General features: G+C 69.7%; 20 protein-coding genes. 14 read left to right on the forward strand and 6 right to left on the reverse strand.

Annotation, left to right across the window (positions count from 1 at the left end):
• Positions 1-95: 95 nt before the first annotated feature.
• Positions 96-869: a hypothetical protein gene (locus tag ACZ573_RS11850; protein WP_471302405.1), complete on the reverse strand. Its 774-nt coding sequence runs from the start codon at positions 867-869 to the stop codon at positions 96-98.
• A 70-nt stretch (positions 870-939) separates the two neighbouring features.
• Here ACZ573_RS11850 and cobS point away from each other — a divergent pair, with 70 nt between their 5' ends.
• From cobS to ACZ573_RS11865, 3 genes are all read left to right on the forward strand, one after another.
• Positions 940-1,761 carry an adenosylcobinamide-GDP ribazoletransferase gene (gene cobS, locus ACZ573_RS11855; RefSeq protein WP_471302408.1) on the forward strand — a complete coding sequence of 274 codons (822 nt, stop codon included), beginning with the start codon at positions 940-942 and terminating at the stop codon, positions 1,759-1,761.
• Between the two features lie 32 nt (positions 1,762-1,793).
• Complete coding sequence (locus ACZ573_RS11860; protein ID WP_471302411.1) at positions 1,794-2,522, forward strand: response regulator; 729 nt, start codon at positions 1,794-1,796, stop codon at positions 2,520-2,522.
• A gap of 136 nt (positions 2,523-2,658) precedes the next feature.
• Positions 2,659-5,799, forward strand: coding sequence for an efflux RND transporter permease subunit (locus ACZ573_RS11865; protein WP_471302414.1), 3,141 nt, complete (start codon positions 2,659-2,661; stop codon positions 5,797-5,799).
• A gap of 80 nt (positions 5,800-5,879) precedes the next feature.
• On the opposite strand, the gene nadA is transcribed toward ACZ573_RS11865, so the two are convergent.
• Positions 5,880-7,067, reverse strand: a complete 1,188-nt coding sequence (gene nadA, locus ACZ573_RS11870; protein WP_471302416.1) for a quinolinate synthase NadA — start codon at positions 7,065-7,067, stop codon at positions 5,880-5,882.
• Between the two features lie 293 nt (positions 7,068-7,360).
• On the opposite strand from nadA, the gene erpA reads away from it, so the two are divergent.
• Entirely contained in the window at positions 7,361-7,717 is a 357-nt protein-coding gene (erpA, locus tag ACZ573_RS11875) for an iron-sulfur cluster insertion protein ErpA (RefSeq protein WP_030010511.1), read from the forward strand.
• A 94-nt stretch (positions 7,718-7,811) separates the two neighbouring features.
• On the opposite strand, the gene ACZ573_RS11880 is transcribed toward erpA, so the two are convergent.
• Both ACZ573_RS11880 and ACZ573_RS11885 read right to left on the reverse strand, forming a co-directional pair.
• On the reverse strand, positions 7,812-9,269 hold the full coding sequence (locus ACZ573_RS11880; RefSeq protein ID WP_471302419.1) for a hypothetical protein: 1,458 nt from the start codon (positions 9,267-9,269) through the stop codon (positions 7,812-7,814).
• A 71-nt stretch (positions 9,270-9,340) separates the two neighbouring features.
• Entirely contained in the window at positions 9,341-9,580 is a 240-nt protein-coding gene (locus tag ACZ573_RS11885; protein WP_301371632.1) for a hypothetical protein, read from the reverse strand.
• A gap of 131 nt (positions 9,581-9,711) precedes the next feature.
• Between ACZ573_RS11885 and ACZ573_RS11890 the strand changes: the two genes are divergently transcribed.
• The gene (locus ACZ573_RS11890; protein ID WP_471302422.1) at positions 9,712-10,686 is read left to right on the forward strand and encodes a carbohydrate kinase family protein; all 975 of its coding nucleotides are present in this window, start codon (positions 9,712-9,714) and stop codon (positions 10,684-10,686) included.
• A 252-nt stretch (positions 10,687-10,938) separates the two neighbouring features.
• Here ACZ573_RS11890 and ACZ573_RS11895 read toward each other — a convergent pair whose 3' ends face one another.
• Complete coding sequence (locus ACZ573_RS11895) at positions 10,939-12,318, reverse strand: aminotransferase class V-fold PLP-dependent enzyme (protein WP_471302426.1); 1,380 nt, start codon at positions 12,316-12,318, stop codon at positions 10,939-10,941.
• A gap of 283 nt (positions 12,319-12,601) precedes the next feature.
• On the opposite strand from ACZ573_RS11895, the gene ctaC reads away from it, so the two are divergent.
• From ctaC to ACZ573_RS11915, 4 genes are all read left to right on the forward strand, one after another.
• Positions 12,602-13,576 (forward strand): aa3-type cytochrome oxidase subunit II, encoded by a 975-nt coding sequence (gene ctaC / locus ACZ573_RS11900; protein ID WP_301371635.1) that lies wholly within the window; start codon positions 12,602-12,604, stop codon positions 13,574-13,576.
• A complete protein-coding gene (gene ctaD / locus ACZ573_RS11905) occupies positions 13,573-15,303 on the forward strand; it encodes an aa3-type cytochrome oxidase subunit I (RefSeq protein ID WP_471302429.1) in 1,731 nt (576 codons plus the stop codon). The genes ctaC and ctaD overlap by 4 nt, the downstream gene beginning before the upstream one ends.
• Positions 15,300-15,698 (forward strand): cytochrome c oxidase subunit 4, encoded by a 399-nt coding sequence (locus ACZ573_RS11910; protein WP_053692942.1) that lies wholly within the window; start codon positions 15,300-15,302, stop codon positions 15,696-15,698. The genes ctaD and ACZ573_RS11910 overlap by 4 nt, the downstream gene beginning before the upstream one ends.
• A 125-nt stretch (positions 15,699-15,823) precedes the next feature.
• Positions 15,824-17,071, forward strand: coding sequence for a L,D-transpeptidase (locus ACZ573_RS11915; RefSeq protein ID WP_471302433.1), 1,248 nt, complete (start codon positions 15,824-15,826; stop codon positions 17,069-17,071).
• 247 nt (positions 17,072-17,318) lie between these two features.
• On the opposite strand, the gene ACZ573_RS11920 is transcribed toward ACZ573_RS11915, so the two are convergent.
• Positions 17,319-17,720: a hypothetical protein gene (locus tag ACZ573_RS11920; RefSeq protein WP_373038820.1), complete on the reverse strand. Its 402-nt coding sequence runs from the start codon at positions 17,718-17,720 to the stop codon at positions 17,319-17,321.
• Between the two features lie 199 nt (positions 17,721-17,919).
• Here ACZ573_RS11920 and ctaE point away from each other — a divergent pair, with 199 nt between their 5' ends.
• From ctaE to trpD, 5 genes are all read left to right on the forward strand, one after another.
• Positions 17,920-18,540 carry an aa3-type cytochrome oxidase subunit III gene (gene ctaE, locus ACZ573_RS11925; RefSeq protein ID WP_266390758.1) on the forward strand — a complete coding sequence of 207 codons (621 nt, stop codon included), beginning with the start codon at positions 17,920-17,922 and terminating at the stop codon, positions 18,538-18,540.
• A 76-nt stretch (positions 18,541-18,616) separates the two neighbouring features.
• Positions 18,617-19,426 (forward strand): cytochrome bc1 complex diheme cytochrome c subunit, encoded by an 810-nt coding sequence (gene qcrC / locus ACZ573_RS11930; protein ID WP_471302437.1) that lies wholly within the window; start codon positions 18,617-18,619, stop codon positions 19,424-19,426.
• A complete protein-coding gene (gene qcrA, locus ACZ573_RS11935) occupies positions 19,423-20,481 on the forward strand; it encodes a cytochrome bc1 complex Rieske iron-sulfur subunit (RefSeq protein ID WP_471302440.1) in 1,059 nt (352 codons plus the stop codon). The genes qcrC and qcrA overlap by 4 nt, the downstream gene beginning before the upstream one ends.
• Positions 20,478-22,103 (forward strand): cytochrome bc1 complex cytochrome b subunit, encoded by a 1,626-nt coding sequence (gene qcrB / locus ACZ573_RS11940; RefSeq protein ID WP_471302443.1) that lies wholly within the window; start codon positions 20,478-20,480, stop codon positions 22,101-22,103. Before qcrA ends, qcrB begins: the two co-directional genes overlap by 4 nt.
• Positions 22,104-22,282: 179 nt before the next feature.
• Positions 22,283-23,347, forward strand: coding sequence for an anthranilate phosphoribosyltransferase (trpD, locus tag ACZ573_RS11945; protein ID WP_301371640.1), 1,065 nt, complete (start codon positions 22,283-22,285; stop codon positions 23,345-23,347).
• Positions 23,348-23,418: the final 71 nt, after the last annotated feature.

The raw sequence follows: 23,418 nt of genomic DNA on the forward strand, positions 1-23,418 counted from the left end.
CCTCCCCCCCCCCCCCCCCCCCCCCCCCCACCCCCCCCCCACACCACCCCCCCCCCCCCCCCCCCCCCCCCCGCCCCCCCCCCCCGCCGCCGTCGTCAGTGCGGGGGCGGTTTCTCCAGGGAGACGCGGTGATCCGGATCCGGGGTCCCGCCGATGAAGTTCTCGAACCTGCGGCGCGGCCGCGCCCAGCGCCGGTCGTGGTGGAAGGCGCGCAGCCCGGCCTTGGCCCGGGCGCGCGGCCGGTTCGCGTAGAACCGCTTTGCGTACGGGGAGCCGGGCCGGGCCAGCCGGATCGCGCCGACGAGCGCCACCAGGGGGACGACCAGGCCGAAGAGCGCGGTGCGCGCCTTGCCCTTCCACAGGGCGATCAGGGCCAGGAAGAAGTTGGTGGCCCCGTTCATGACGACCAGGCCGCGGCTCTGACGCTCCTCGCTCGACAGGTCGTTCACCCCGAAGGGCACGAAACCGCCGATGACCAGGGCCACGATGGCGGCCGTGACGACCACGAGCTCCACGCTCTTGCGGCCCTGCTCGCTCCAGTAGACGTCGTCGAGGTGCAGGATGAGCGCGAACTCGTCCAGGACCAGGCCCGCGCCCAGGCCGAAGATCACGGCCGATGCCCACGCGCCGAAGCCGTAGCGGCCGCTGCCGACCGCACCGAAACCGCCGATGATCACGAGGATCACGCCCGGCACCACGTGGTGGATGTGCAGACCGCCCGGGGTGACGTTCTTGAAGGGGCCCCGGCCGGCCCGGATCATCCGGGTGATCACACGGGTGACCAGGAACGACAGCACGAAGGAGAGCAGGGCGAGCAGGAGCGGCAGCTTCCCCGGTTCGACGATGTTCCGATACCACCAGTGACCCATCCCACGGACTCCCTATTTGGCATGTAATGGGTAATTTACCGCTCGTGCTGAGCGGGTACCGTTCCCGCCGATGACAGATTCGTACGACGGCCCGCCCCCGATGCCGCCCCAGGAACGCGCCTCGTTCCCCGACGGCATCCGTTTCGCGTTCGGCACCCTCACCGTGCTGCCCGCCCGCATCACCCGCTGGGACCGCCCCGCCGCCCGCACCGGAATGGCCTGCGCCCCGCTCGCCGGGCTGGTCGTGGGCGTGCTCGCGGCCCTGCCCGGAGCACTCCTGCTGCTGCTCGGCGGGGGCCCGCTGCTCGCCGCGGCCGTCACCGTCGCCGTACCGGCCGCGCTGACCCGGGGACTGCACCTCGACGGCCTCGCCGACACGGCCGACGGCCTCGGCAGCGCCAAACCCGCAGACGAGGCCCTGCGGATCATGAAACAGTCCGACATCGGCCCCTTCGGCGTCGTGGCCCTGGTGATCGTGCTGCTCCTGCAGGTGGCCGCCCTGTCCGACATCTACGCCGACAGCTGGATCCGCGGCGCCCTCGCCGCCGTGGTCGCCGCCGTGGCGGCCCGCCTCGCCATGACCCTGGCCTGCCGGGAAGGCGTCCCGGCGGCCCGCCCCGGGGGACTCGGCGCCGCCGTCGCCGGGGTGGTCCCGCGGCGCGCCGCCGTGCTGATCGCCGTGCTCGTCACCGCCCTGGCCGCGGCTGCCGCACTCCCGCTCGGCCTGACGGCCGCCGGGCAGAGCGCGGCAGCCGTCCTGGCCGCCCTGCTCGCCGCGGAACTGCTGCTCCGCCGCTGCGTACGCCGCTTCGACGGGGTCACCGGCGACGTCTTCGGCGCCCTCGCCGAGGTCGCGGCGACCACCGCCCTGATCGTCCTCGCCCTGGGCTGAGCGCCGACGGCGGGCCCGCGTACCCTCACCCCGTGGACCAACCTTCTACGGACCTGCCCGCCGCCGCGCCCGTCAGGGTGCTGCTCGCCGACGACCAGGCGCTGCTGCGCAGCGCCTTCAAGGTGCTCGTCGACTCCGAGCCGGACATGGAGGTCGTCGGGGAGGCCTCCGACGGGGCTCAGGCCTTCGCACTCGCCCGCCGGATGCGCCCCGACGTCGTCCTCATGGACATCCGGATGCCCGGCACCGACGGGCTCGCCGCCACCCGCATGATCAGCGCGGACCCGGAACTGGCCGGCGTGCGCGTGGTGATGCTGACGACCTTCGAGGTCGACGAGTACGTGGTCTCGGCCCTGCGGGCCGGCGCCTCCGGCTTCCTCGGCAAGGGCGCCGAGCCCGAGGAACTGCTCAACGCTGTCCGGGTCGCCGCGGCCGGCGAGGCCCTGCTCTCCCCGGCCGCCACCAAAGGGCTCATCGCCACCTTCCTCGCCCAGGGCGGCGGCGCCGACCCGGCCGCCGCCGGAGCTTCGGCCGGGGCGCACGCGGAGCGGCTCGCCGCGCTGACCGTCCGGGAGCGCGAGGTCCTCGTACACGTCGCGGCCGGGCTGTCGAACGACGGGATCGCCGGGCGGCTTGAGGTCAGCCCGCTGACCGTCAAGACCCACGTGAACCGGGCCATGGCCAAGCTCGGCGCCCGCGACCGGGCCCAATTGGTGGTTATTGCCTACGAATCAGGACTGGTCCGCCCGCGCGCGGAGTAGCACCGCCGGGTACGGCGTACTCCAGACGCGGTATGCCGCACATAAGGACGGCACCTGCGAGCGACGAAACGCGCCACCGCGGTGCGACAGGGTAGGAGTGCCCTCGCGTTCGTCACTGCAGAGAGATCTCATACCCATGTCGTGGCTGTCCCGCTTCAGCCTGGCCCAAAGGGCCTTGGTCGGCCTCGTGTCGATCGTCGCGCTCCTCTTCGGCGCCATAGCCATCCCGCAGCTCAAGCAGCAGCTGCTGCCCTCCATCGAATTGCCGATGGTGTCCGTGCTCGCGCCGTACCAGGGCGCCTCGCCCGACGTGGTCGAGAAGCAGGTCGTCGAACCGATCGAGTCCATGCTCAAGGGCGTCGACGGCATCACCGGCATCACCTCCACCGCCAGCGAGGGCAACGCCCTCATCATGGCCACCTTCGACTACGGCGACAGCGGCACCAAGCAGCTCGTCGCCGACGTCCAGCAGGCCGTGAACCGGGCCCGCGTCCGGCTGCCCGCCGAGGTGGACCCGCAGGTCGTGGCCGGCTCCACGGACGACATCCCGACCGTCATCCTGGCCGTCACCGCCGACAAGGACCAGCAGGCGCTCGCCGACCAGCTGGAACGTTCCGTCGTCCCCGTCCTCTCGGACATCGAGGGCGTCGGCCAGGTCACCGTCGACGGCGTCCAGGACCTCCAGGTCACCGTCACCCCCGACAACGCCAAGCTCGCGGCCGCCGGCCTCGACGGCGCCAAGCTCGCCGAGGGCCTCCAGGCGGGCGGCGCGGCCGTTCCCGCCGGCTCCTTCGACGAGGCGGGCAAGAACCGCACCGTGCGCGTCGGCGGCGGCTACACCTCCCTCGCCCAGCTGGAGGAGCTGCGCCTGACCCCGGGCCCGGGCAAGCCGGCCGTCCGCCTCGCCGACGTCGCCACCGTGAAGCAGGAGCCGGCCAAGGCCGTCTCCATCACCCGCACCAACGGCAAGCCCAGCCTCGCCCTCGTCCTCACCATGGACAAGGACGGCAGCGCCGTCGCCATCTCCGACGCCGTCAAGGACAAGCTGCCCGGGCTGCGTACCGCGCTCGGCGCCGGCGCCGACCTGACCGTCGTCAGCGACCAGGGCCCGGCCGTCGCGAAGTCCATCTCCAGCCTCACCACCGAAGGCATGCTCGGCCTGCTCTTCGCGGTGATCGTGATCCTGGTCTTCCTGGCCTCGCTGCGCTCGACGCTGGTCACGGCGGTCTCCATCCCGCTGTCCGTCGTCCTCGCGCTCATCGTGCTGTGGACCCGCGACCTGTCGCTCAACATGCTGACCCTGGGCGCCCTGACCATCGCCATCGGCCGCGTGGTCGACGACTCGATCGTGGTCCTGGAGAACATCAAGCGCCACCTCGGCTACGGCGAGGAGCGCGAGGCCGCGATCATCACCGCGGTCAAGGAGGTCGCCGGCGCGGTCACCTCCTCCACCCTCACCACCGTCGCCGTCTTCCTGCCGATCGGCCTCACCGGCGGCATGATCGGTGAGCTCTTCGGCTCCTTCTCGCTCACCGTCACCGCGGCCCTGCTGGCTTCGCTGCTGGTCTCGCTGACGGTCGTACCGGTGCTCTCGTACTGGTTCCTGAGCGCGCCGAAGGGCGTCGAGCCGGGGAACGCCGAGAGCGCGGCCAAGGCCCGCCGCGAGGCCGAGGAGAAGGAGGCGCGCAGCCGCCTCCAGCTCCTCTACGTCCGCGTCCTGGGCTTCGCCACCCGGCGCCGGCTGACCAGCGTGGCCATCGCCGTGGTCGTCCTCTTCGGCACCTTCGGGATGACCCCGATGCTGAAGACCAACTTCTTCGACCAGGGCGAGCAGGAGGTCCTGACGGTCAAGCAGGAACTCGCCCCCGGCACCTCGCTGGCCGCCTCCGACGAGGCGAGCCGCAAGATCGAGCAGGTGCTGGCCTCGGTCGAGGGCGTCAAGAGCTACCAGGTCACCGTCGGCTCCTCCGGCTTCCTCGCGGCCTTCGGCGGCGGTACGGGCTCCAACCAGGCCTCGTACCAGGTCAGCCTCAAGGACTCCGGCAAGGCGGACTCCGTCAAGAAGGGCATCGAGGGCAAGCTGGCCGCCCTCGACGGCATCGGCGAGACCCGCATCGTGGCGGGCGACGGCTTCGGCAGCCAGAACCTCAGCGTGGTCGTCAAGGCCGGTGACGGCAAGGTCCTCGCCGAGGCGGCCGAGCAGGTCCGCGCCGAGGTCGCGAAGCTCAAGAACGTCGCCGACGTGCAGAGCGACCTGTCCCAGTCCGTGCCCCGCATCTCGGTGACCGCCACCCCCAAGGCGGCCGAGGCCGGCCTGAACCAGGCCGCGCTCGGCGCGATCGTCGCGCAGGCCGTCCGGGGCAACCCGGCGGGCAAGGCCGTGCTCGACGACACCGAGCGCGACATCGTCATCAGGTCCGCGCAGCCGGCCACCACCCTGGCCGAACTGCAGGCGCTCCCGGTCGGCCCGGTCAAGCTCGGCGACATCGCCGAGGTCAAGGAGGTCCCCGGCCCGGTCGCGATGACCCGCATCGACGGCGCCCGCGCCGCCACCGTCACCGCGCGGCCGCTCGGCGACAACACCGGCGCGGTCAGCGCCGAGCTGCAGACCAAGCTCAAGGCCCTGGACCTGCCGGAGGGCGCCACCGCATCCATCGGCGGCGTCTCCGAGGACCAGGACGAGGCCTTCGGCTCGCTGGGCCTGGCCATGTTCGCGGCCATCGCGATCGTGTTCATGCTGCTGGTCGCGACCTTCCGGTCGCTGATCCAGCCGCTGATCCTGCTGGTCTCCATCCCGTTCGCGGCGACCGGCGCACTCGGCCTGCTCATCGCCACCGGCACCCCGATGGGCGTCCCGGCGATGATCGGCATGCTGATGCTCATCGGCATCGTGGTGACCAACGCAATCGTCCTGATCGACCTGGTCAACCAGTACCGCGCCCAAGGCCTGGGTGTCGTGGAAGCGGTCATCGAGGGCGGCCGCCACCGGCTGCGCCCGATCCTGATGACGGCCCTGGCGACGATCTTCGCGCTGCTCCCGATGGCGCTGGGCGTCACCGGTGAGGGCGGCTTCATCTCCCAGCCGCTCGCGGTCGTGGTGATCGGCGGCCTGGTCAGCTCCACCCTGCTGACGCTGCTGCTCGTGCCGACCCTCTACACGATGGTCGAGCTCCGCAAGGAGCGCCGCCGCGCCAAGCGCTCGGCGAAGCGCGAGGCCCGTCTGACGGCGGTCCCGGCCCCCTCCGCCACGGAGGAAGAGGTCCCGGCCAAGGCCTGACACCTCCTCGCACAACGGCCGAAGGGCCGCTCCTCGGATCGAGGGGCGGCCCTTCGGGCATGTGCGGGGGGAGGCGGCGGCTACGGGAGCGCCAGCATCCGCTCCAGCGCGAGCTTCGCGAAGCTCTCCGTCTCCTTGTCGACCTGGATCTGGTTGACGAGGTTGCCCTCGGCCAGGGACTCCAGGGTCCACACCAGGTGCGGGAGGTCGATGCGGTTCATCGTCGAGCAGAAGCAGACCGTCTTGTCGAGGAAGACGACTTCCTTGTCCTCGGCGGCGAATCGGTTCGCCAGGCGGCGGACCAGGTTCAGCTCCGTGCCGATGGCCCACTTGGAACCGGCCGGGGCCGCCTCCAGCGCCTTGATGATGTACTCCGTCGAGCCGACGTAGTCCGCGGCCGCCACGACCTCGTGCTTGCACTCGGGGTGGACCAGGACGTTCACGCCGGGGATCCGGGCGCGGACGTCGTTGACCGAGTCGACCGAGAACCGGCCGTGCACCGAGCAGTGCCCGCGCCACAGGATCATCTTGGCGTTCCGCAGCTGCTCGACGGTCAGGCCGCCGTTCGGCTTGTGCGGGTTGTAGAGCACGCAGTCGTCCAGGGACATGCCCATGTCGCGGACGGCGGTGTTGCGGCCCAGGTGCTGGTCCGGGAGGAAGAGGATCTTCTCGCCCTGCTCGAACGCCCACTCCAGGGCCTTCTTCGCGTTGGACGAGGTACAGATCGTGCCGCCGTGCTTGCCGGTGAAGGCCTTGATGTCGGCGGAGGAGTTCATGTACGAGACGGGCACCGTGACGTCGGCTATGCCGGCCTCGGACAGCACGTCCCAGCACTCCGCGACCTGCTCGGCGGTGGCCATGTCGGCCATCGAGCAGCCGGCGGCCAGGTCCGGCAGGACCACCTTCTGGTCGTCCGAGGTCAGGATGTCCGCGGACTCGGCCATGAAGTGCACGCCGCAGAAGACGATGTACTCGGCCTCCGGCTTGGCGGCCGCGTCCTTGGCCAGCTTGAACGAGTCGCCGGTGACGTCCGCGAACTCGATGACCTCGTCACGCTGGTAGTGGTGGCCCAGGATGAAGACCTTGTCCCCGAGCTTCTCCTTGGCCGCGCGGGCGCGCTCCACGAGGTCCGGGTCCGACGGCGAGGGCAGGTCGCCGGGGCACTCCACCCCGCGCTCGCTCTTGGGGTCGGCCTCACGGCCGAGCAGCAGCAGGGCAAGGGGCGTCGGCTGGACGTCCAAAGGCTGGGCGGTGGTCACGACACGCACCCTTTCTGTTCTGCGACAAGGGACTTCTGGATCATCACTTCGACTTCTCGTCTATTTGACGTTATCTATCATAACCGCTTCACGTCAGTTTGACGATGCCGATAGTGTCAATGTGACGCATCAGCCCACGATTCGCCGGGTCCACCCCCGCGCGCGGTGTGCGAGCATGGAATATCTGAAACAAGCGTCGGGTCCCGGAATGAATCCGCGGTCCCGCTCGTTGCCACCGACGGCAAGAGTCCGACGTTTCCCCGTCTCCGGCGGGGAGCCGCCCACTTCGGGAGTGAATGCAGATGTCCGTACAGGACGACAAGACCACTGTGAGCGACGGCATCCTCCTGTCCGACGCCGCCGCCGAGAAGGTCAGGACCCTGCTGGAGCAGGAAGGCCGCGATGACCTGGCGCTCCGCGTCGCCGTCCAGCCCGGTGGCTGCTCCGGCCTGCGCTACCAGCTCTTCTTCGACGAGCGCTCCCTCGACGGCGACGTCGTGAAGGACTTCGACGGTGTGAAGGTCGTCACGGACCGGATGAGCTCTCCGTACCTCCACGGTGCCTCCATCGACTTCGTCGACACCATCGAGAAGCAGGGCTTCACGATCGACAACCCCAACGCCACGGGCTCCTGCGCCTGCGGCGACTCGTTCAGCTAAGCCTGGACGCCCACGAGGGCCCGCCCCCGGTCGAATCCGACCGGAGGCGGGCCCTCGTGTCATACCCGGTCCCGGGCCCTGCCCGGGACCTCGGCTACTGCCGGGGGAGCGGCTTGCCGGTGGCCGCGTCGAGCACCTTCCGGTCGCCCAGCGGCTGCTGCAGCGTCACCGTCAAGGACATCTCCTGCGCCAGCATGATGCAGGCCTGGCCCGGCTTGTTCGGGGTGTCCGTGATCTTCGCCAGGACCGATTCCGCCTGCTCCCGCGCCTCCAGGGCGTAAGTGCTGCACACACTGCCCCAGAAGTTCACGGTCAGCTTCCGGTCGGCGTCCGCGTACGAGAACCCGGTCACCGTGCGCAGGTCCTTCGGGCCGGGAGTGCTCTCCTGGGCGGCCGCCGCCGGCTGGGCCACCGTGTGACCGGGCGCGCCGCCCTGGCCCGCCACCTCGAAGAGCCAGGCCGGAACCAGACCCTGCGCCCCGTTCACCGTGCCGGGGACCAGGCCGAGCACGGCGCCCTTCACCGTCTCCGTCCGCGGGGGCTTCATCGGCCGCGGCTCCGGGTTGCACGGCACCGTGTCCGTGGCCGACACCGGGGTGTCCGCAGCCAGCGGGACCGCGCTCGCGCATCCGCTGGGCTCGGGGTCGCCCTCCCTGCCGCCCGACTTCGCGTTCAGCCGGGCCAGCGCCTCCACGGCCCCGACCACCTGCTGCGAGGCCGCCCGCACCGGGGCCTTCAGCTCCCCGTTGCCCCCCACCACCGAGCCGTCGGAGCCCACGCTGACCTTCGTGGCCCAGCCGTGCGTGCGCAGCCCGTCGACCACCGGGTCGGCGGCCACCACCCGTACCGAACCCTGGTGGGACCGGGCGTCCGGCGTGGCCCCCGCCACCCCCGCGGCGGCCAGTACGGGGGCCGCGGCGGCCTTGGCGGCCTCCTCCGACACCGGCTTGCCCGTCTCGGCCCCGCCGCCCGCACTCGCCCCCGCGTCCTGGGGGAGGGTGGCCGGGCCGCAGGTGTCCTTGCCGCGCACGCAGTCGTCCCCGGCGCCGTTGCCGCCGTTGCCCGGCGCCTGGAAACGGGCGAAGTTCCACGTCCCCGGCGCCGTACGGGCCACCGTGAGCCGGGGCCCGGAGCCGTCGGCGGCCTCCCCGGCCAGCCAGACGTCCCCGCTCAGGCGCGGCTCGCCGGGCAGCCCCAGAGCCGCCGCGAGGCGGGCCACCTCCGCCGGGGTGACCTCGCCGGACAGCGCGTAGGCGGGCGCGTCGGCCGGGGCCTCCGGAAGCTTCACGTCGGCCCGGTAGACCACCCCGCCGCCGGACGGGTCGGGCTCCCCGGGCGCGATGCCCGGCCCCGAGGGGTCTCCCGCGTCGCGGGGCGCGGAGGCCGCGCTGTCACCCGTACGGTGACCCGGCCCACCGTCGCCGTAGGCGGTCGACGCCCAGTACGCGCCACCGCCGCCGGCGAGCAGGACGGCGGCCGCGATCGAACCGACGGCCCAGGCGGGCCGCCGCCGTGTTCCGCGTGATGTGTCGTCGGGTCCTTCGCTGGTCACCGCATCGCTCCTTCACCGGTCCGTCGTACCTGATGCGGGTGTGACGGAGCGGGAGCGCAACCGGTTCCCTCCTACTGGTCCCCGTACACGGACGTGGAGGCGATCAGCCGCGCCGAGGCCGGCGGGACGCTGATCCCGTGGATCTGCGAAGGGGCCACGCGGACCGGCCGGGGGCCCGCCGGAACCGCCCAGTGCGGGGCCATCCGGGCACAGTCACCCAGCAGGCGGGCGAAACCGGGCTGCCGTGGGGCTTCCGCGCCGCGCTTGTCGGCGGTGTACTCGGAGTAGCCGAAACCGTCGGTATAGGTCATGCAGGCACCGTAGGCATCGGAGCTCTGGCGAAGAAAGACCTACTAAGGGGTAGTTTCCGGGGTACAGCCCGGGGCCGCTTACCGGGTAGTTTTGACTGTCCCTCGCCGTCCTCAGCAGGAGCGTCCTCGCCGTGCGCATCGCAGTCACCGGCTCCATCGCCACCGACCACCTCATGACCTTCCCCGGCCGTTTCGCCGACCAGCTGGTCGCGGACCAGCTGCACACGGTCTCCCTCTCCTTCCTCGTCGACAACCTCGACGTCCGGCGGGGCGGTGTCGGCCCGAACATCTGCTTCGGTATGGGGCAGCTCGGCAGCCGCCCGATCCTCGTCGGAGCCGCCGGCTCCGACTTCGACGAATACCGCGCCTGGCTGGACCGGCACGGCGTCGACACCGAGTCCGTCCGGATCTCCGAGGTGCTGCACACCGCGCGCTTCGTGTGCACCACGGACTCCGACCACAACCAGATCGGCTCCTTCTACACGGGCGCCATGAGCGAGGCCCGTCTGATCGAGCTCAAGGCCGTGGCCGACCGGGTGGGCGGGCTCGACCTCGTCCTCATCGGCGCGGACGACCCCGAGGCGATGCTGCGCCACACGGAGGAGTGCCGCACGCGCGGGATCCCCTTCGCCGCCGACTTCTCGCAGCAGATCGCCCGCATGGACGGCGACAACATCCGCACCCTGATGGAGGGCGCGACCTTCCTCTTCTCGAACGAGTACGAGAAGGGCCTCATCGAGTCGAAGTCCGGCTGGACCGACGAGGAGATCCTGTCGAAGGTCGGCACCCGCGTGACCACGCTGGGCTCCAACGGCGTCCGGATCGAGCGCGTCGGCGAGGCCCCGATCGTGGTCGGCTGCCCGGAGGAGACCGCGAAGGTCGACCCGACGGGTGTCGGCGACGCGTTCCGCGCCGGGTTCCTGACCGGTCTGGGCTGGGGCGTCGGCCTGGAGCGTGCGGCGCAGCTGGGCTGCATGCTCGCGACGCTGGTCATCGAGACCCTGGGCACCCAGGAGTACGCGCTGGCCCGTGCCCACTTCATGGAGCGCTTCACCAAGGCCTACGGCGACGAAGCCGCGGCGGAAGTCCGCGCCCACCTCGCCTGACCGCCCTCGCGCCTGCGGCTCCGCCTCCGTCTGAGCCCGGGCCGATTCAGCCTCGCCGGCGTTTGAGCAGGGGGCACCTCCCGGCGAAGCCGGGTTTCCCGGGCTCCGCCCCAGACCCCGCTCCTCGAACGCCGGAGGGGCTGGGGGTGCCCGGCGGAGCCGGATCGATGCGGACGAGGCCGGATGTGCCCGGCATCGCCGGATCGGGGCCGGAGGGGCTGGATCTGGCGGAGCCGGATGGGGCGGGCCCGGTCAGACGGCTCGGCGGACCGTGTAGGCCGAGCCGACCTCGCGGGGGGTTTCGCCCACATACGTGTGGCCCCGCATCGCGCACCACGCCGGGATGTCCAGCCGCGCCACCTCGTCGTCGGAGACGACCGTGACGGTCCCGCCCACCGGGACCGTCACGATGGCCCGGGCCAGTTCGATCACCGGCTGGGGGCACCGCAGCCCGAGCGCGTCCAGCTCCAGGGAGTCCGCCACCGGCGCCACCGTCGGCGGCTCCGACACGCCGAGCCGTTCCCGTACGTCCGCCACCGCCCGCGGCAGCACCTCCAGGAACGCGTTGACCTCCTCCGCCGGGGTCCCCGGCGGCAGGGACACCCGTACGTTCCCCTCCGACAGCACGCCCATCGCCCGCAGCACGTGACTGGGGGTCAGCGTGGAGCTCGTGCACGAGGAGCCGGAGGACACCGAGAAACCGGCCCGGTCCAGCTCGTGCAGCAGCGTCTCCCCGTCGACGTACAGGCAGGAGAAGGTGACCAGGTGCGGCAGCCGCCGCTCCGGATCGCCCACCACCTCCACGTCCGGGACCAGCCGCACCACCCGCCGCCGGATGCGGTCCACCAGGACCCGCAGCCGGGCCGCCTCCGCGTCCGCCTCGGCCCGTACGGCCCGCAGGGAAGCCGCCGCGGCCACGATCGCGGGCAGGTTCGTGAAACCGGGGGAGCGCCCCGACTCCCTCTCGTCAGCAGGCCCTTGGGGGGAGAAGCGCACCCCCTTGCGGACCGCCAGCAGGCCGACCCCGGGCGGGCCGCCCCACTTGTGCGCACTCGCGGCCAGTACGGACCAGGCGCCCTCCACCGGGCCCCAGCCCAGCGACTGGGCCGCGTCCACCAGCAGCGGCACCCCGGCCGCCGCGCAGATCTCGGCCACCTCCGCCACCGGCTGGACGGTGCCCACCTCGTGGTTGGCCGACTGGAGGCAGGCGAGGGCGCTCTCCGGGGCGAGCGCGTCCGCGTAGGCGGCGGGCGTCACCGCGCCCCACCGGTCCACCGGGACCTCGGTCACCGTCCCGCCGCGCGCCTCGTGCACCTCGGCCGCGTGCAATACAGAACTGTGTTCGACCGCCGATACGACCAGATGACTTCCGACGCGCCGGCGCCCCGCGAGGGCCCCCGCCACCCCCGTGTGAACCGCGTGCGTCCCCGAAGGAGTGAACACGAGCTCGTCAGCCCGGCATCCCACCGCCTCCGCGGCGGCCTCCCGCGCCGCGTCCAGCAGCAGCCGGGCGCGCCTGCCCTCCCGGTAGAGCCGGGCCGGATCGGCCCAGCCCTCGTCCAGGGCGGCCTGCAACGCCTGGCGGGCCACGGGGTGCAGGGGAGCGGCGGACGCGCTGTCGAAGTACGGCATCCGGTCACGCTAACGCGAGGCCTGTCGCGTTCGAGGTCAGGGGGCGTCAGATGTGCTCCCGAGCCCGCCATTCAGGGCCGTTCGCGCCGTCCCCCGGACGGCGGATCCATCCCTTCGGGGGCAGTAGCGGCGCGTTGGGCACCCTCCCCGCGCGACCCCAAATAGCGTCCAGTAGGGTTTGGTCCGCATAAACATCCAAACCCCTGCCTGCGTCAGGGCCGGCGACCGACCCGAACACGGCCGCGGCCGGCCGCGCGGGCCGAGACTCTCGGGAAGGCGCTACGTGAGTCCCTACGGCTCCGACCGCTCGCCGCGGCGCCCGATGCGGCGGAAGCTGCTGCAGGCGCTGACTGCGGGCGTGGTCCTGGCGACCGCCACTGGTTGCTCGTATACATGGAAAGACTTCCCCCGCCTCGGAATGCCGACTCCGGTAACCGAGGAGGCGCCGCGCATCCTCTCCCTGTGGCAGGGATCCTGGGCGGCCGCGCTGGTCACGGGCATCCTCGTGTGGGGCCTGATCATCTGGAGCGTCATCTTCCACCGGCGCAGCCGGACGAAGATCGAGGTCCCCGCGCAGACCCGGTACAACATGCCCATCGAGGCGCTGTACACCGTGGTCCCGCTCATCATCGTCTCGGTGCTCTTCTACTTCACCGCTCGTGACGAGTCGAAGCTCCTGGCCCTCACCCCGAAGCCGCCGCACACGATCAACGTGATCGGCTTCCAGTGGAGCTGGGGCTTCAACTACGTCGAGAACGTCGACGGCGACGCGGCGACCCCGAAGGCGGGCGCGGTCCCCAAGGAGCTTGCCTCCATCCCGGACCGCTTCACCAAGGACTTCCCGGCGGGCGCCGAAGGCGTCTACCAGAAGGGTGTCCCGGGCGACAAGAACCCCCAGACGGGCAACCCGGGTCCGACCCTGGTCCTCCCCAAGGGCGAGAAGGTCCGTTTCATCCTGTCGTCGAACGACGTGATCCACTCCTTCTGGGTGGTCCCGTTCCTGTTCAAGCAGGACGTCATTCCGGGCCACACGAACGTCTTCGAGGTCACCCCGTCCGAATACGGCACCTTCATGGGCAAGTGCGCCGAGCTCTGCGGCGTTGACCACTCCCGGATGCTCTTCAACGTCAAGGTGGTCTCCCCCGAGGAGTACCGGGCGTACCTGAAGGATCTGGCGGAGAAGGGTCAGACCGGCTACCTCCCGGCCGGTATCCAGCAGACCGACCCGGCCCGGAATGCGGAAGTGAACAAACTGTGAGCATCCTCAACGAATCCCAGGGTGCCGCCGCCGACTCGTATGAGAACGAGCTGCCGGTACGGCGCAAGCAGCCGGGCAATGTGGTCGTGAAGTGGCTGACCACGACCGACCACAAGACCATCGGCACGATGTACCTGGTCACGTCGTTCGTGTTCTTCATCATCGGCGGTGTGCTGGCGCTCTTCATGCGCGCCGAGCTGGCCCGTCCGGGCACGCAGATCATGTCGAACGAGCAGTTCAACCAGGCGTTCACCATGCATGGCACGATCATGCTGCTGATGTTCGCCACCCCGCTGTTCGCGGGCTTCGCCAACTGGATCATGCCGCTGCAGATCGGCGCGCCCGACGTGGCGTTCCCGCGGCTGAACATGTTCGCGTACTGGCTGTACCTCTTCGGCTCGACCATCGCGGTGGCCGGCTTCGTGACGCCGAACGGCGCCGCCGACTTCGGCTGGTTCGCCTACTCCCCGCTGTCGGACGCGGTCCGGTCGCCGGGCATCGGCGCCGACATGTGGATCATGGGTCTGGCCTTCTCCGGCTTCGGAACCATCCTCGGCTCGGTCAACTTCATCACCACGATCATCTGCATGCGCGCACCCGGCATGACGATGTTCCGCATGCCGATCTTCACCTGGAACGTGCTGCTGACCGGTGTCCTGGTCCTGCTCGCCTTCCCGGTGCTGGCCGCCGCGCTCTTCGCGCTGGAGGCCGACCGCAAGTTCGGTGCGCATGTGTTCGATGCCGCGAACGGCGGCGCATTGCTATGGCAACACCTCTTCTGGTTCTTCGGACACCCAGAGGTGTACATCATCGCGCTGCCGTTCTTCGGAATCGTCTCCGAGATCATCCCGGTCTTCAGCCGTAAGCCGATGTTCGGCTACATCGGCCTGATCGCCGCGACGATCGCGATCGCCGGCCTCTCCGTGACCGTGTGGGCCCACCACATGTACGTCACCGGTGGTGTGCTGCTGCCGTTCTTCTCCTTCATGACCTTCCTGATCGCGGTACCGACCGGTGTGAAGTTCTTCAACTGGATCGGCACCATGTGGAAGGGCTCGCTGTCCTTCGAGACCCCGATGCTCTGGACGATCGGCTTCCTGGTCACCTTCACCTTCGGTGGTCTGACCGGCGTCATCCTGGCCTCGCCCCCGATGGACTTCCACGTCTCCGACTCGTACTTCGTCGTCGCGCACTTCCACTACGTCGTCTTCGGCACCGTGGTGTTCGCGATGTTCGCCGGCTTCCACTTCTGGTGGCCGAAGTTCACGGGCAAGATGCTGGACGAGCGCCTCGGCAAGATGACGTTCTGGACGCTGTTCATCGGCTTCCACGGCACCTTCCTGGTGCAGCACTGGCTCGGTGCCGAGGGCATGCCGCGTCGTTACGCGGACTACCTCGCCGCCGACGGTTTCACCGCGCTGAACACGATCTCGACGATCAGTTCGTTCGTGCTCGGCCTGTCGATGCTGCCGTTCATGTACAACGTCTGGAAGACGGCCAAGTACGGCGAGAAGATCGAGGTCGACGACCCGTGGGGTTACGGCCGTTCGCTCGAGTGGGCGACGTCCTGCCCGCCGCCGCGGCACAACTTCCTCACCCTGCCGCGGATCCGTTCCGAGTCCCCGGCGTTCGACCTGCACCACCCTGAGATCGCGGCCCTCGACCACCTCGAGGACCACAGCGTCGCCGCCAAGGCCGTCACCGGTGGCAAGGAGGCCGGCAAGTGAAGATCCAGGGCAAGATGTTCCTCTGGCTCTCCTTCTTCATCCTGATCATGGCCGTCGTGTACGGCGTGTGGTCGAAGGAGCCCGTCGGTACCACCGCGCTCTTCCTGGCCTTCGGCCTGAGCGTCATGATCGGCTACTACCTGGCCTTCACGGCCAAGCGCGTCGACGAGATGGCCCAGGACAACCTGGAGGCCGACGTCGCCGACGAGGCGGGCGAGCTGGGGTTCTTCTCCCCGCACAGCTGGCAGCCGCTCTCGCTGGGCATCGGCGGTGCGCTCGCGTTCATGGGCGTCATCTTCGGCTGGTGGCTCATGTACTTCTCGGCCCCGATCATCATGATCGGCCTGTGGGGCTGGGTGTACGAGTACTACCGCGGTGAGAACCAGAACCAGTAGCAGCACCTCCGCGGCCGCGCCGCGCAGCACTCGGGGCCCGGGCCCCTCCTTCGGGAGGAGCCCGGGCCCCTCGTTTGCAGTCACCCCGCGCGCCGGATTTGTCATATCTTCATAGCGTTGGCTCCATGAAGCACTCACCGCGTCTTTGGACGGTACTCAGCTGCTCCCTGCTGGTCGCGTCCCTCGGGGCCGGCGCCACCGCATGCGGGTCCGGCGACAAGAACCCGCTGTCAGCCCGCCCGTACGACGCGGGCGAGCAGGTCGCCTTCAACCAGAGCGCCGGGACCCGCCCCGTGAACCCGGACCGGCCCCTGGAGATCACCGCCAAGAGCGGCGGCGGCCGTATCACCGATGTGCTGGCCGTGGACACCCACGGCCGCCGCCTGGCGGGCGAACTGAGCGCCAAGGGGGACCGCTGGCACAGCACGACCCCGATGGCCTCAGGCGTCCGCTACACGGTCACCGTGAGCACCGAGGACGAGCGGGGTGCCCCGGGGCAGCGCACGCTCACCTTCGACACCACCCCGTCCAAGGGGATCCTGAAGGTCGAGTTCGGCCCGGACGAGGGCAAGTACGGCGTCGGGCAGCCCATCACCGCCGAACTCAGCGAGCCCGTCAAGGACAAGGCCGCCCGCGCCATCGTCGAACGGGGCCTCGTCGTCGACACCCCGCCCGGCGTCGAGGGCGCCTGGCACTGGGTGGACGACAAGAACCTCCACTACCGGCCCAAGGACTACTGGCCCGCCCACTCCGCCGTCTCCGTACGCAGCAACCTGGAAGGCGTCCGGATCACCGACGAGCTCCACGGGGCCGCCGCCAAGCCGCTGAAGCTGGAGATCGGGGACCGGGTCGAGGTCACCACCGACGCCTCCTCGCACTACCTCACGTTCCGGCGCAACGGAGAAGTGATCAACACCATCCCGGTGACCACCGGGAAGCCCGGATTCTCCACCCGCAACGGCATCAAGGTGGTGCTGGGCAAGCAGTACTTCGTACAGATGCGCGGCGACACCGTCGGCATCGGCGGCAGCGAGTACTACAACCTGCCCGTCTACTACGCCACCCGCGTCACCTGGAGTGGTGAATACGTCCACGCCGCGCCGTGGTCCGTCGGCTCCCAGGGCTACGAGAACGTCAGCCACGGCTGCACGGGCATGAGCACCGGCAACGCCGCCTGGTTCTACGAGAACATCACCGAGGGCGACGTCGTCAAGGTGATCAACAGCATCGGCGACGACATGGACGTCTTCGGCAACGGCTTCGGCGACTGGAACATGGACTGGAAGGACTGGCGCCAGGGCAGCGCCCTGCTCAAGGGCACCCAGGAAGGCCGCAGTCCGGTCGACCAGGCCCGCCTGCGCCCCACCGTCTAGGGCGTGACTCGCAAGGCGGAGGGCCGCCCGTGTACTGGGCGTACTCGGGTGCGCCCGACAACGCGGCGAGGTGCGGTGCCAGACGCCGCGGGGCAGGCGGGACTTTGCGGACACGGCCTAGGTGACCCCGGGCCGTTCTCTCCCCCCGGACGCCGTCCGGGGGGAGAATCCCGGCTCATTCACCCGTACGGGCCCCTGCGGGGCACACACGGGCACACGCGGGCCCACGCGGGGCCCGTGGGGCGGATCAGGCGTCCAGGGACAGACGGGTCCTCAGGAGGCCCGCCAGGGTGTCCGCGAACTGCACCGGGTCCACCGGAAGGGTCACGGCGGCGTCCGCGCGGCTCCACGTGGCCAGCCAGGCGTCCTGGGGGCGCCCCATCAGCAGCAGCACCGGCGGACACCGGAAGATCTCGTCCTTGATCTGCCGGCACACACCCATGCCCCCGGCCGGAACCGCCTCGCCGTCCAGCACGCACGCGTCGATTCCGCCCGCGTCCAGCTCCGTCAGCACCGCCGGCAGCGTGGCGCACTCCAGGAACTCCACCGGCGGCAGGTCCGCGGCGGGCCTGCGTCCTGCCGCCAGCCGCACCTGCTCCCGGGTGCCCGCGTCGTCGCTGTAGACCAGAACCCGCGCAGTCGCCCGCATTTCGTTCCTCCACGTGGCCGTGAATCACGTTGATGTTGCGCGGGATGCTACTCCTCCCGGTCCGCCGTCAACATCGGTTCGAACATGTCGCAGGTGACGGCGCGCAGGGCTCATCTGATGGGCCGTTCGGGCCTTGCACACGCCCCTGACACTCCGAACGGCACCCCCCGGGGTGAGGGCGGGATAAGCGACCGACATAATGTCGGTCGTGGCGACAGCAACGACAGTAGATACCGGGCACGCGCACCCGACGGTCAACCGGCCGAACCTCGTCAGCGTCGGAACCATCATCTGGTTGAGTTCCGAGCTGATGTTCTTCGCGGCCCTCTTCGCGATGTACTTCACCCTGCGATCCGTGATGGGTCCCGAGTTCTGGACGAAACAGGCCGAGGCCCTGAATCTTCCCTTCTCGGCGACGAACACGACGATCCTGGTGCTTTCCTCGCTCACCTGCCAGCTCGGCGTATTCGCCGCCGAGCGCGGTGACGTGAAGAAGCTCCGGACGTGGTTCATCATCACGTTCGTCATGGGTGCGATCTTCATTGGCGGCCAGGTGTTCGAGTACACCGAGCTGGTCAAGCATGAGGGCCTGTCCCTCTCGTCGGACCCCTACGGCTCGGTGTTCTACCTGACCACCGGCTTCCACGGTCTGCACGTGACGGGCGGTCTCATCGCCTTCCTGCTGGTCCTCGGCCGGACGTACGCGGCCAAGAGGTTCACCCACGAACAGGCCACGTCGGCCATCGTCGTGTCCTACTACTGGCACTTCGTCGACGTCGTCTGGATCGGCCTCTTCGCGACGATCTACCTGATCAAGTAGCGAACACGTCACCGGGCAAGACCCGGCACTCCATCCAGACACACCGACGCAGAAGATCCTGACACCGGGGTAATCCGTGAAAAAGCTCTCCGCACGACGACGCCATCCGCTGGCGGCGGTCGTCGTTCTACTCCTCGCGCTGGCGGCCACTGGGGGGCTGTACGCCGCCTTCGCCCCCGCGGGCAAGGCGCAGGCCGATGAAACCGCCCAGTCCCTCGCCATCGAGGAGGGCAAGAAGCTCTACGCCGTGGGTTGCGCAAGCTGCCACGGAACCGGCGGTCAGGGTTCCTCTGACGGCCCGAGCCTGGTAGGCGTCGGCTCCGCGGCCGTCGACTTCCAGGTGAGCACGGGCCGCATGCCGGCCCAGCAGCCCGGCGCCCAGGTGCCGAAGAAGCCCGTCATCTACGACCAGGCGCAGATCGACCAGCTGGCCGCGTACATCGCTTCCCTCGGCGCCGGTCCGATCGCGCCGACCGCGAAGCAGTACGACCCGGCGGGCGCCGACATCGCCAACGGTGGTGAGCTCTTCCGCAACAACTGCGCGCAGTGCCACAACTTCACCGGCGAAGGCGGCGCGCTGACGAACGGCAAGTACGCCCCCAACCTTGAGGGTGTCTCGCCGAAGCACATCTACGAGGCCATGCAGACCGGCCCGCAGAACATGCCCTCCTTCCCCGACAGCACCATGCCGGAGAAGCAGAAGAAGGACATCATCGCGTACCTCCAGAACGTCAACGGCGAGAAGTCGACCAGCCCCGGCGGCCTGAAGCTCGGTGGCCTCGGCCCCGTCTCCGAGGGTCTGTTCGGCTGGATCTTCGCCCTGGGTGCGCTGATCGCTGTCGCCGTCTGGGTCGCGGCCCACACCGCTAAGGCCAAGAAGTCATGAGTAGCCAAGAGATTCCCGAAGAGAAGCACCTGCCGAGCGAGCAGGGCGACGCCCACCACGGTGGCGTAGCGGTCGCGGACGACCCGTTCGCCGACCCGGGCCTGCCGGTCCACAAGCCCCGCATCCAGGACATCGACGAGCGGGCGGCGAAGCGCTCCGAGCGCACCGTCGCGATGCTCTTCATCCTGTCGATGCTGGCGACGATCGGCTTCATCGCGTCCTACGTGATCTTCCCGGTCGACAAGATCGTCTACATCTTCCCCATCGGGAAGGTCAGCGCGCTCAACTTCTCCCTGGGTCTGACCCTGGGCGTGGCCCTCTTCTGCATCGGCGCGGGCGCGGTCCACTGGGCCCGCACCCTGATGTCCGACGTCGAGGTCGCCGCCGAGCGCCACGAGATCGCCGCTCCGCCGGAGGTCAAGGCGCAGGTCCTGCAGGACTTCGCCGACGGCGCGAACGAGTCCGGCATCGGCCGCCGGCCCCTGATCCGCAACACGCTGCTGGGCGCGATGGCCATGGTGCCGCTCGCCGGCGTGATGCTGCTGCGCGACCTGGGCCCGCTGCCCGAGGACAAGCTGCGCAAGACCCTGTGGGCCAAGGGCAAGCTGCTCATCAACGACAACACGAACGAGCCGCTGCGTCCCGAGGACGTGCTCGTCGGGTCGCTGACCTTCGCCAGGCCGGAAGGCCTGGAGGAGGAGCAGCACGACTTCCAGGTCCAGATCGCCAAGGCCGCCCTGATGATCGTCCGTATCCAGCCGGACGACATCAAGGACAAGAGGGAACTGGAGTGGTCCCACGACGGGATCGTGGCCTACTCCAAGATCTGCACCCACGTCGGCTGCCCGATCAGCCTGTACGAGCAGCAGACGCACCACGTGCTCTGCCCGTGCCACCAGTCCACCTTCGACCTCTCCGACGGCGCCCGTGTCATCTTCGGCCCGGCCGGTCACGCGCTTCCGCAGCTGCGGATCGGCGTGAATGACGAAGGCTTCCTCGAAGCGCTCGGCGACTTCGAAGAGCCCGTCGGTCCTGCATTCTGGGAGCGCGGATGAGCACCAGCGACAACAACGAGCGCAAAGCGCCGGCCGGCGAGCGAGTAGCGGACTGGGCGGACGGCCGCCTGGGTATCTACGGCCTGGCCAAGGCCAACATGCGCAAGATCTTCCCGGACCACTGGTCCTTCATGCTGGGTGAGATCTGCCTCTACAGCTTCATCATCATCATCCTCACGGGTGTGTACCTGACGCTGTTCTTCCACCCGAGCATGAACGAGGTCGTGTACCACGGCTCGTACGTGCCGATGCAGGGCGTCATGATGTCCGAGGCCTTCGCCTCGACGCTGGACATCAGCTTCGACGTCCGCGGTGGCCTGCTGATCCGTCAGATCCACCACTGGGCAGCGCTGATCTTCGTCGCGGCCATGGTCGTGCACATGATGCGCGTCTTCTTCACCGGCGCGTTCCGCAAGCCCCGCGAGGTCAACTGGATCTTCGGCTTCCTGCTGCTGGTCCTCGGCATGTTCACCGGATTCACCGGTTACTCGCTGCCGGACGACCTGCTCTCGGGTACCGGTGTCCGCTTCATGCAGGGCGCCATCCTGTCCGTCCCGGTCGTCGGCACCTACCTGTCGATGTTCCTGTTCGGCGGGGAGTTCCCGGGCGGCGACTTCGTCGCGCGGTTCTACTCGGTGCACATCCTGCTGCTGCCCGGCATCATGATGGGCCTGCTCGTGGCCCACCTGATCCTGGTCTTCTACCACAAGCACACCCAGTTCGCGGGTCCCGGCAAGACGAACGACAACGTCGTCGGCATGCCGCTGCTGCCGGTCTACATGGCCAAGGCCGGAGGCTTCTTCTTCCTGGTCTTCGGTGTCATCTCGGCCGTCGCGGCCATCGCCACGATCAACCCGATCTGGGCGCTCGGCCCGTACCGCCCGGACCACGTGTCCACCGGTGCGCAGCCCGACTGGTACATGGGTATGCCGGAAGGCCTGATCCGAGCCATGCCCGGCTGGGAGATCAACCTGTGGGGCCACACGCTCGTCCTGGGTGTGTTCATCCCGCTGCTGCTCTTCCCGCTGGTGCTCGGCGCGATCGCCGTCTGGCCGTTCATCGAGTCCTGGGTCACCGGGGACAAGCGCGAGCACCACATCCTGGACCGCCCGCGCAACGTCCCGACCCGTACGGCCTTCGGTGTCGCCTGGATCGCGGAGTACATCGTGCTCCTCATCGGCGGCGGCAACGACATGTTCGCCCAGTACTTCCACCTGTCGATCAACTCGATCACCTGGTTCGTCCGGATCGGCTTCTTCGTCGTCCCGGTCCTCGCCTTCATCGCCACCAAGCGGATCTGCCTCGGCCTCCAGCGCCGGGACCACGACAAGGTGCTGCACGGTCGCGAGACCGGCATCATCAAGCGTCTGCCGCACGGTGAGTTCGTCGAGGTCCACGAGCCGCTCCCGGCGGGCCAGCTGCACAAGCTCACCGCGCACGAGCAGTACAAGCCGATCGAGATCGGCCCGACGGTCGACGAGAACGGTGTCGAGCGCAAGGTGAAGGCCACCGAGAAGCTGCGCGCGAAGCTCAGCCAGGGCCTCTACGGCGAGAACAACCAGATTCCGAAGCCCACGGTGGAGGAATACAAGGAGATCCAGTCCGGCCACGGCCACCACTGATCCCCGTATGAACGCATGAGGGACTGATTTCGGTCAGTCCTGGTGTCGCCACGGCGAGAGCCCCGTCCAGTGTCTGGACGGGGCTCTTTGCCGTAACCGGGGCTGGATAGGCTGAACCCTGACCGATCAGACGTGGGCGCCGGAAAATGAGGACGGCCCACCGACAGCAGGAGCGGACCATGAACGTTGCGACCCCGGCAGGCGGCGACAGCGTGGCGGCCCGTGGCTGGCCGGGCGTTCTCGACGCTCTGCTGACCGGCCAGGACCTGCGCGCGGAGGACACCGCCTGGGCCATGGACCGGATCATGCGGGGGGAGGCCACCGACGCCCAGATCGCCGGCTTCACGGTCGCGCTGCGGGCCAAGGGGGAGACGGTCGAGGAGATCAACGGCCTCGTACGGGCGATGTACGCGCACGCCAACCTGATCGAGGTGCCGGGCCGCACGGTGGACATCGTCGGCACCGGCGGCGACGGGGCCAAAACGGTGAACATCTCCACGATGTCGGCGGTCGTGGTGGCCGGTACCGGCGCCAAGGTCGTCAAGCACGGCAACCGGGCCGCGTCCTCCGCGAGCGGCTCCTCGGACGTCCTGGAAAAGCTCGGCGTCAACCTCCAGCTGAGCCGCGAGCGGGTCGTGGAGGTCGCCGAGGAAGCCGGCATCACCTTCTGCTTCGCCGTGAAGTTCCACCCGGCACTGCGCCATGTGGCCGCGGCCCGCAAGGAACTGGGCATCCGGACCTTCTTCAACGCGCTGGGCCCGCTGACCAACCCGGCCCGGGTGCGCGCCCAGGCGACCGGCGTGGCCGATCCCCGGATGGCCCCGATCATCGCGGGCGTGCTCGCCGAGCGGGGCTCCTCCGCGCTGGTCTTCCGCGGCGACGACGGCCTGGACGAACTGACCACGACGTCGACCTCGCGCATCTGGTGGGTTCGCGACGGCAAGGTCTCCGAGCGCGCCTTCGACCCCCGTGACGTGGGCATCTCCCTGGTCGACGTCTCCGCCCTGGCCGGCGGGGACCCCTCGTACAACGCGGACGTGGCCCGCCGCCTGCTGGCCGGCGAGACCGGACCGGTCCGCGACGCCGTGCTGCTGAACTCGGCGGCGGCCCTGGTGGCCCTCGACCCGGGCCCCGGCAGCCTGGAGGAGCAGATCACGGCCGGTATCGCCCGTGCGGCGCAGTCCATCGACTCGGGGGCGGCGCGGGCCGCCCTGGAGCGCTGGGTGACGGCCAGCAACGCGTAGCCGTGTGAGAACGGCGTGAAAAGCAACGGCCCCGGTCCGCCATTCGGACCGGGGTCTTGCGTTCGGGCGAT

Source organism: Streptomyces sp. NPDC040545 (assembly GCF_055595065.1).

Coding starts and splice junctions, on each gene's coding strand:
- trpD (WP_301371640.1), top strand. CDS start 22,283: ATGAACGTTGCGACCCCGGCAGGCGGCGACAGCGTGGCGGCCCGTGGC.
- ACZ573_RS11850 (WP_471302405.1), bottom strand. CDS start 869: ATGGGTCACTGGTGGTATCGGAACATCGTCGAACCGGGGAAGCTGCCG.
- cobS (WP_471302408.1), top strand. CDS start 940: ATGACAGATTCGTACGACGGCCCGCCCCCGATGCCGCCCCAGGAACGC.
- qcrA (WP_471302440.1), top strand. CDS start 19,423: ATGAGTAGCCAAGAGATTCCCGAAGAGAAGCACCTGCCGAGCGAGCAG.
- ACZ573_RS11915 (WP_471302433.1), top strand. CDS start 15,824: ATGAAGCACTCACCGCGTCTTTGGACGGTACTCAGCTGCTCCCTGCTG.
- ACZ573_RS11895 (WP_471302426.1), bottom strand. CDS start 12,318: ATGCCGTACTTCGACAGCGCGTCCGCCGCTCCCCTGCACCCCGTGGCC.
- ACZ573_RS11885 (WP_301371632.1), bottom strand. CDS start 9,580: ATGACCTATACCGACGGTTTCGGCTACTCCGAGTACACCGCCGACAAG.
- ctaE (WP_266390758.1), top strand. CDS start 17,920: ATGTCGGTCGTGGCGACAGCAACGACAGTAGATACCGGGCACGCGCAC.
- erpA (WP_030010511.1), top strand. CDS start 7,361: ATGTCCGTACAGGACGACAAGACCACTGTGAGCGACGGCATCCTCCTG.
- qcrB (WP_471302443.1), top strand. CDS start 20,478: ATGAGCACCAGCGACAACAACGAGCGCAAAGCGCCGGCCGGCGAGCGA.
- ACZ573_RS11865 (WP_471302414.1), top strand. CDS start 2,659: ATGTCGTGGCTGTCCCGCTTCAGCCTGGCCCAAAGGGCCTTGGTCGGC.
- ACZ573_RS11920 (WP_373038820.1), bottom strand. CDS start 17,720: ATGCGGGCGACTGCGCGGGTTCTGGTCTACAGCGACGACGCGGGCACC.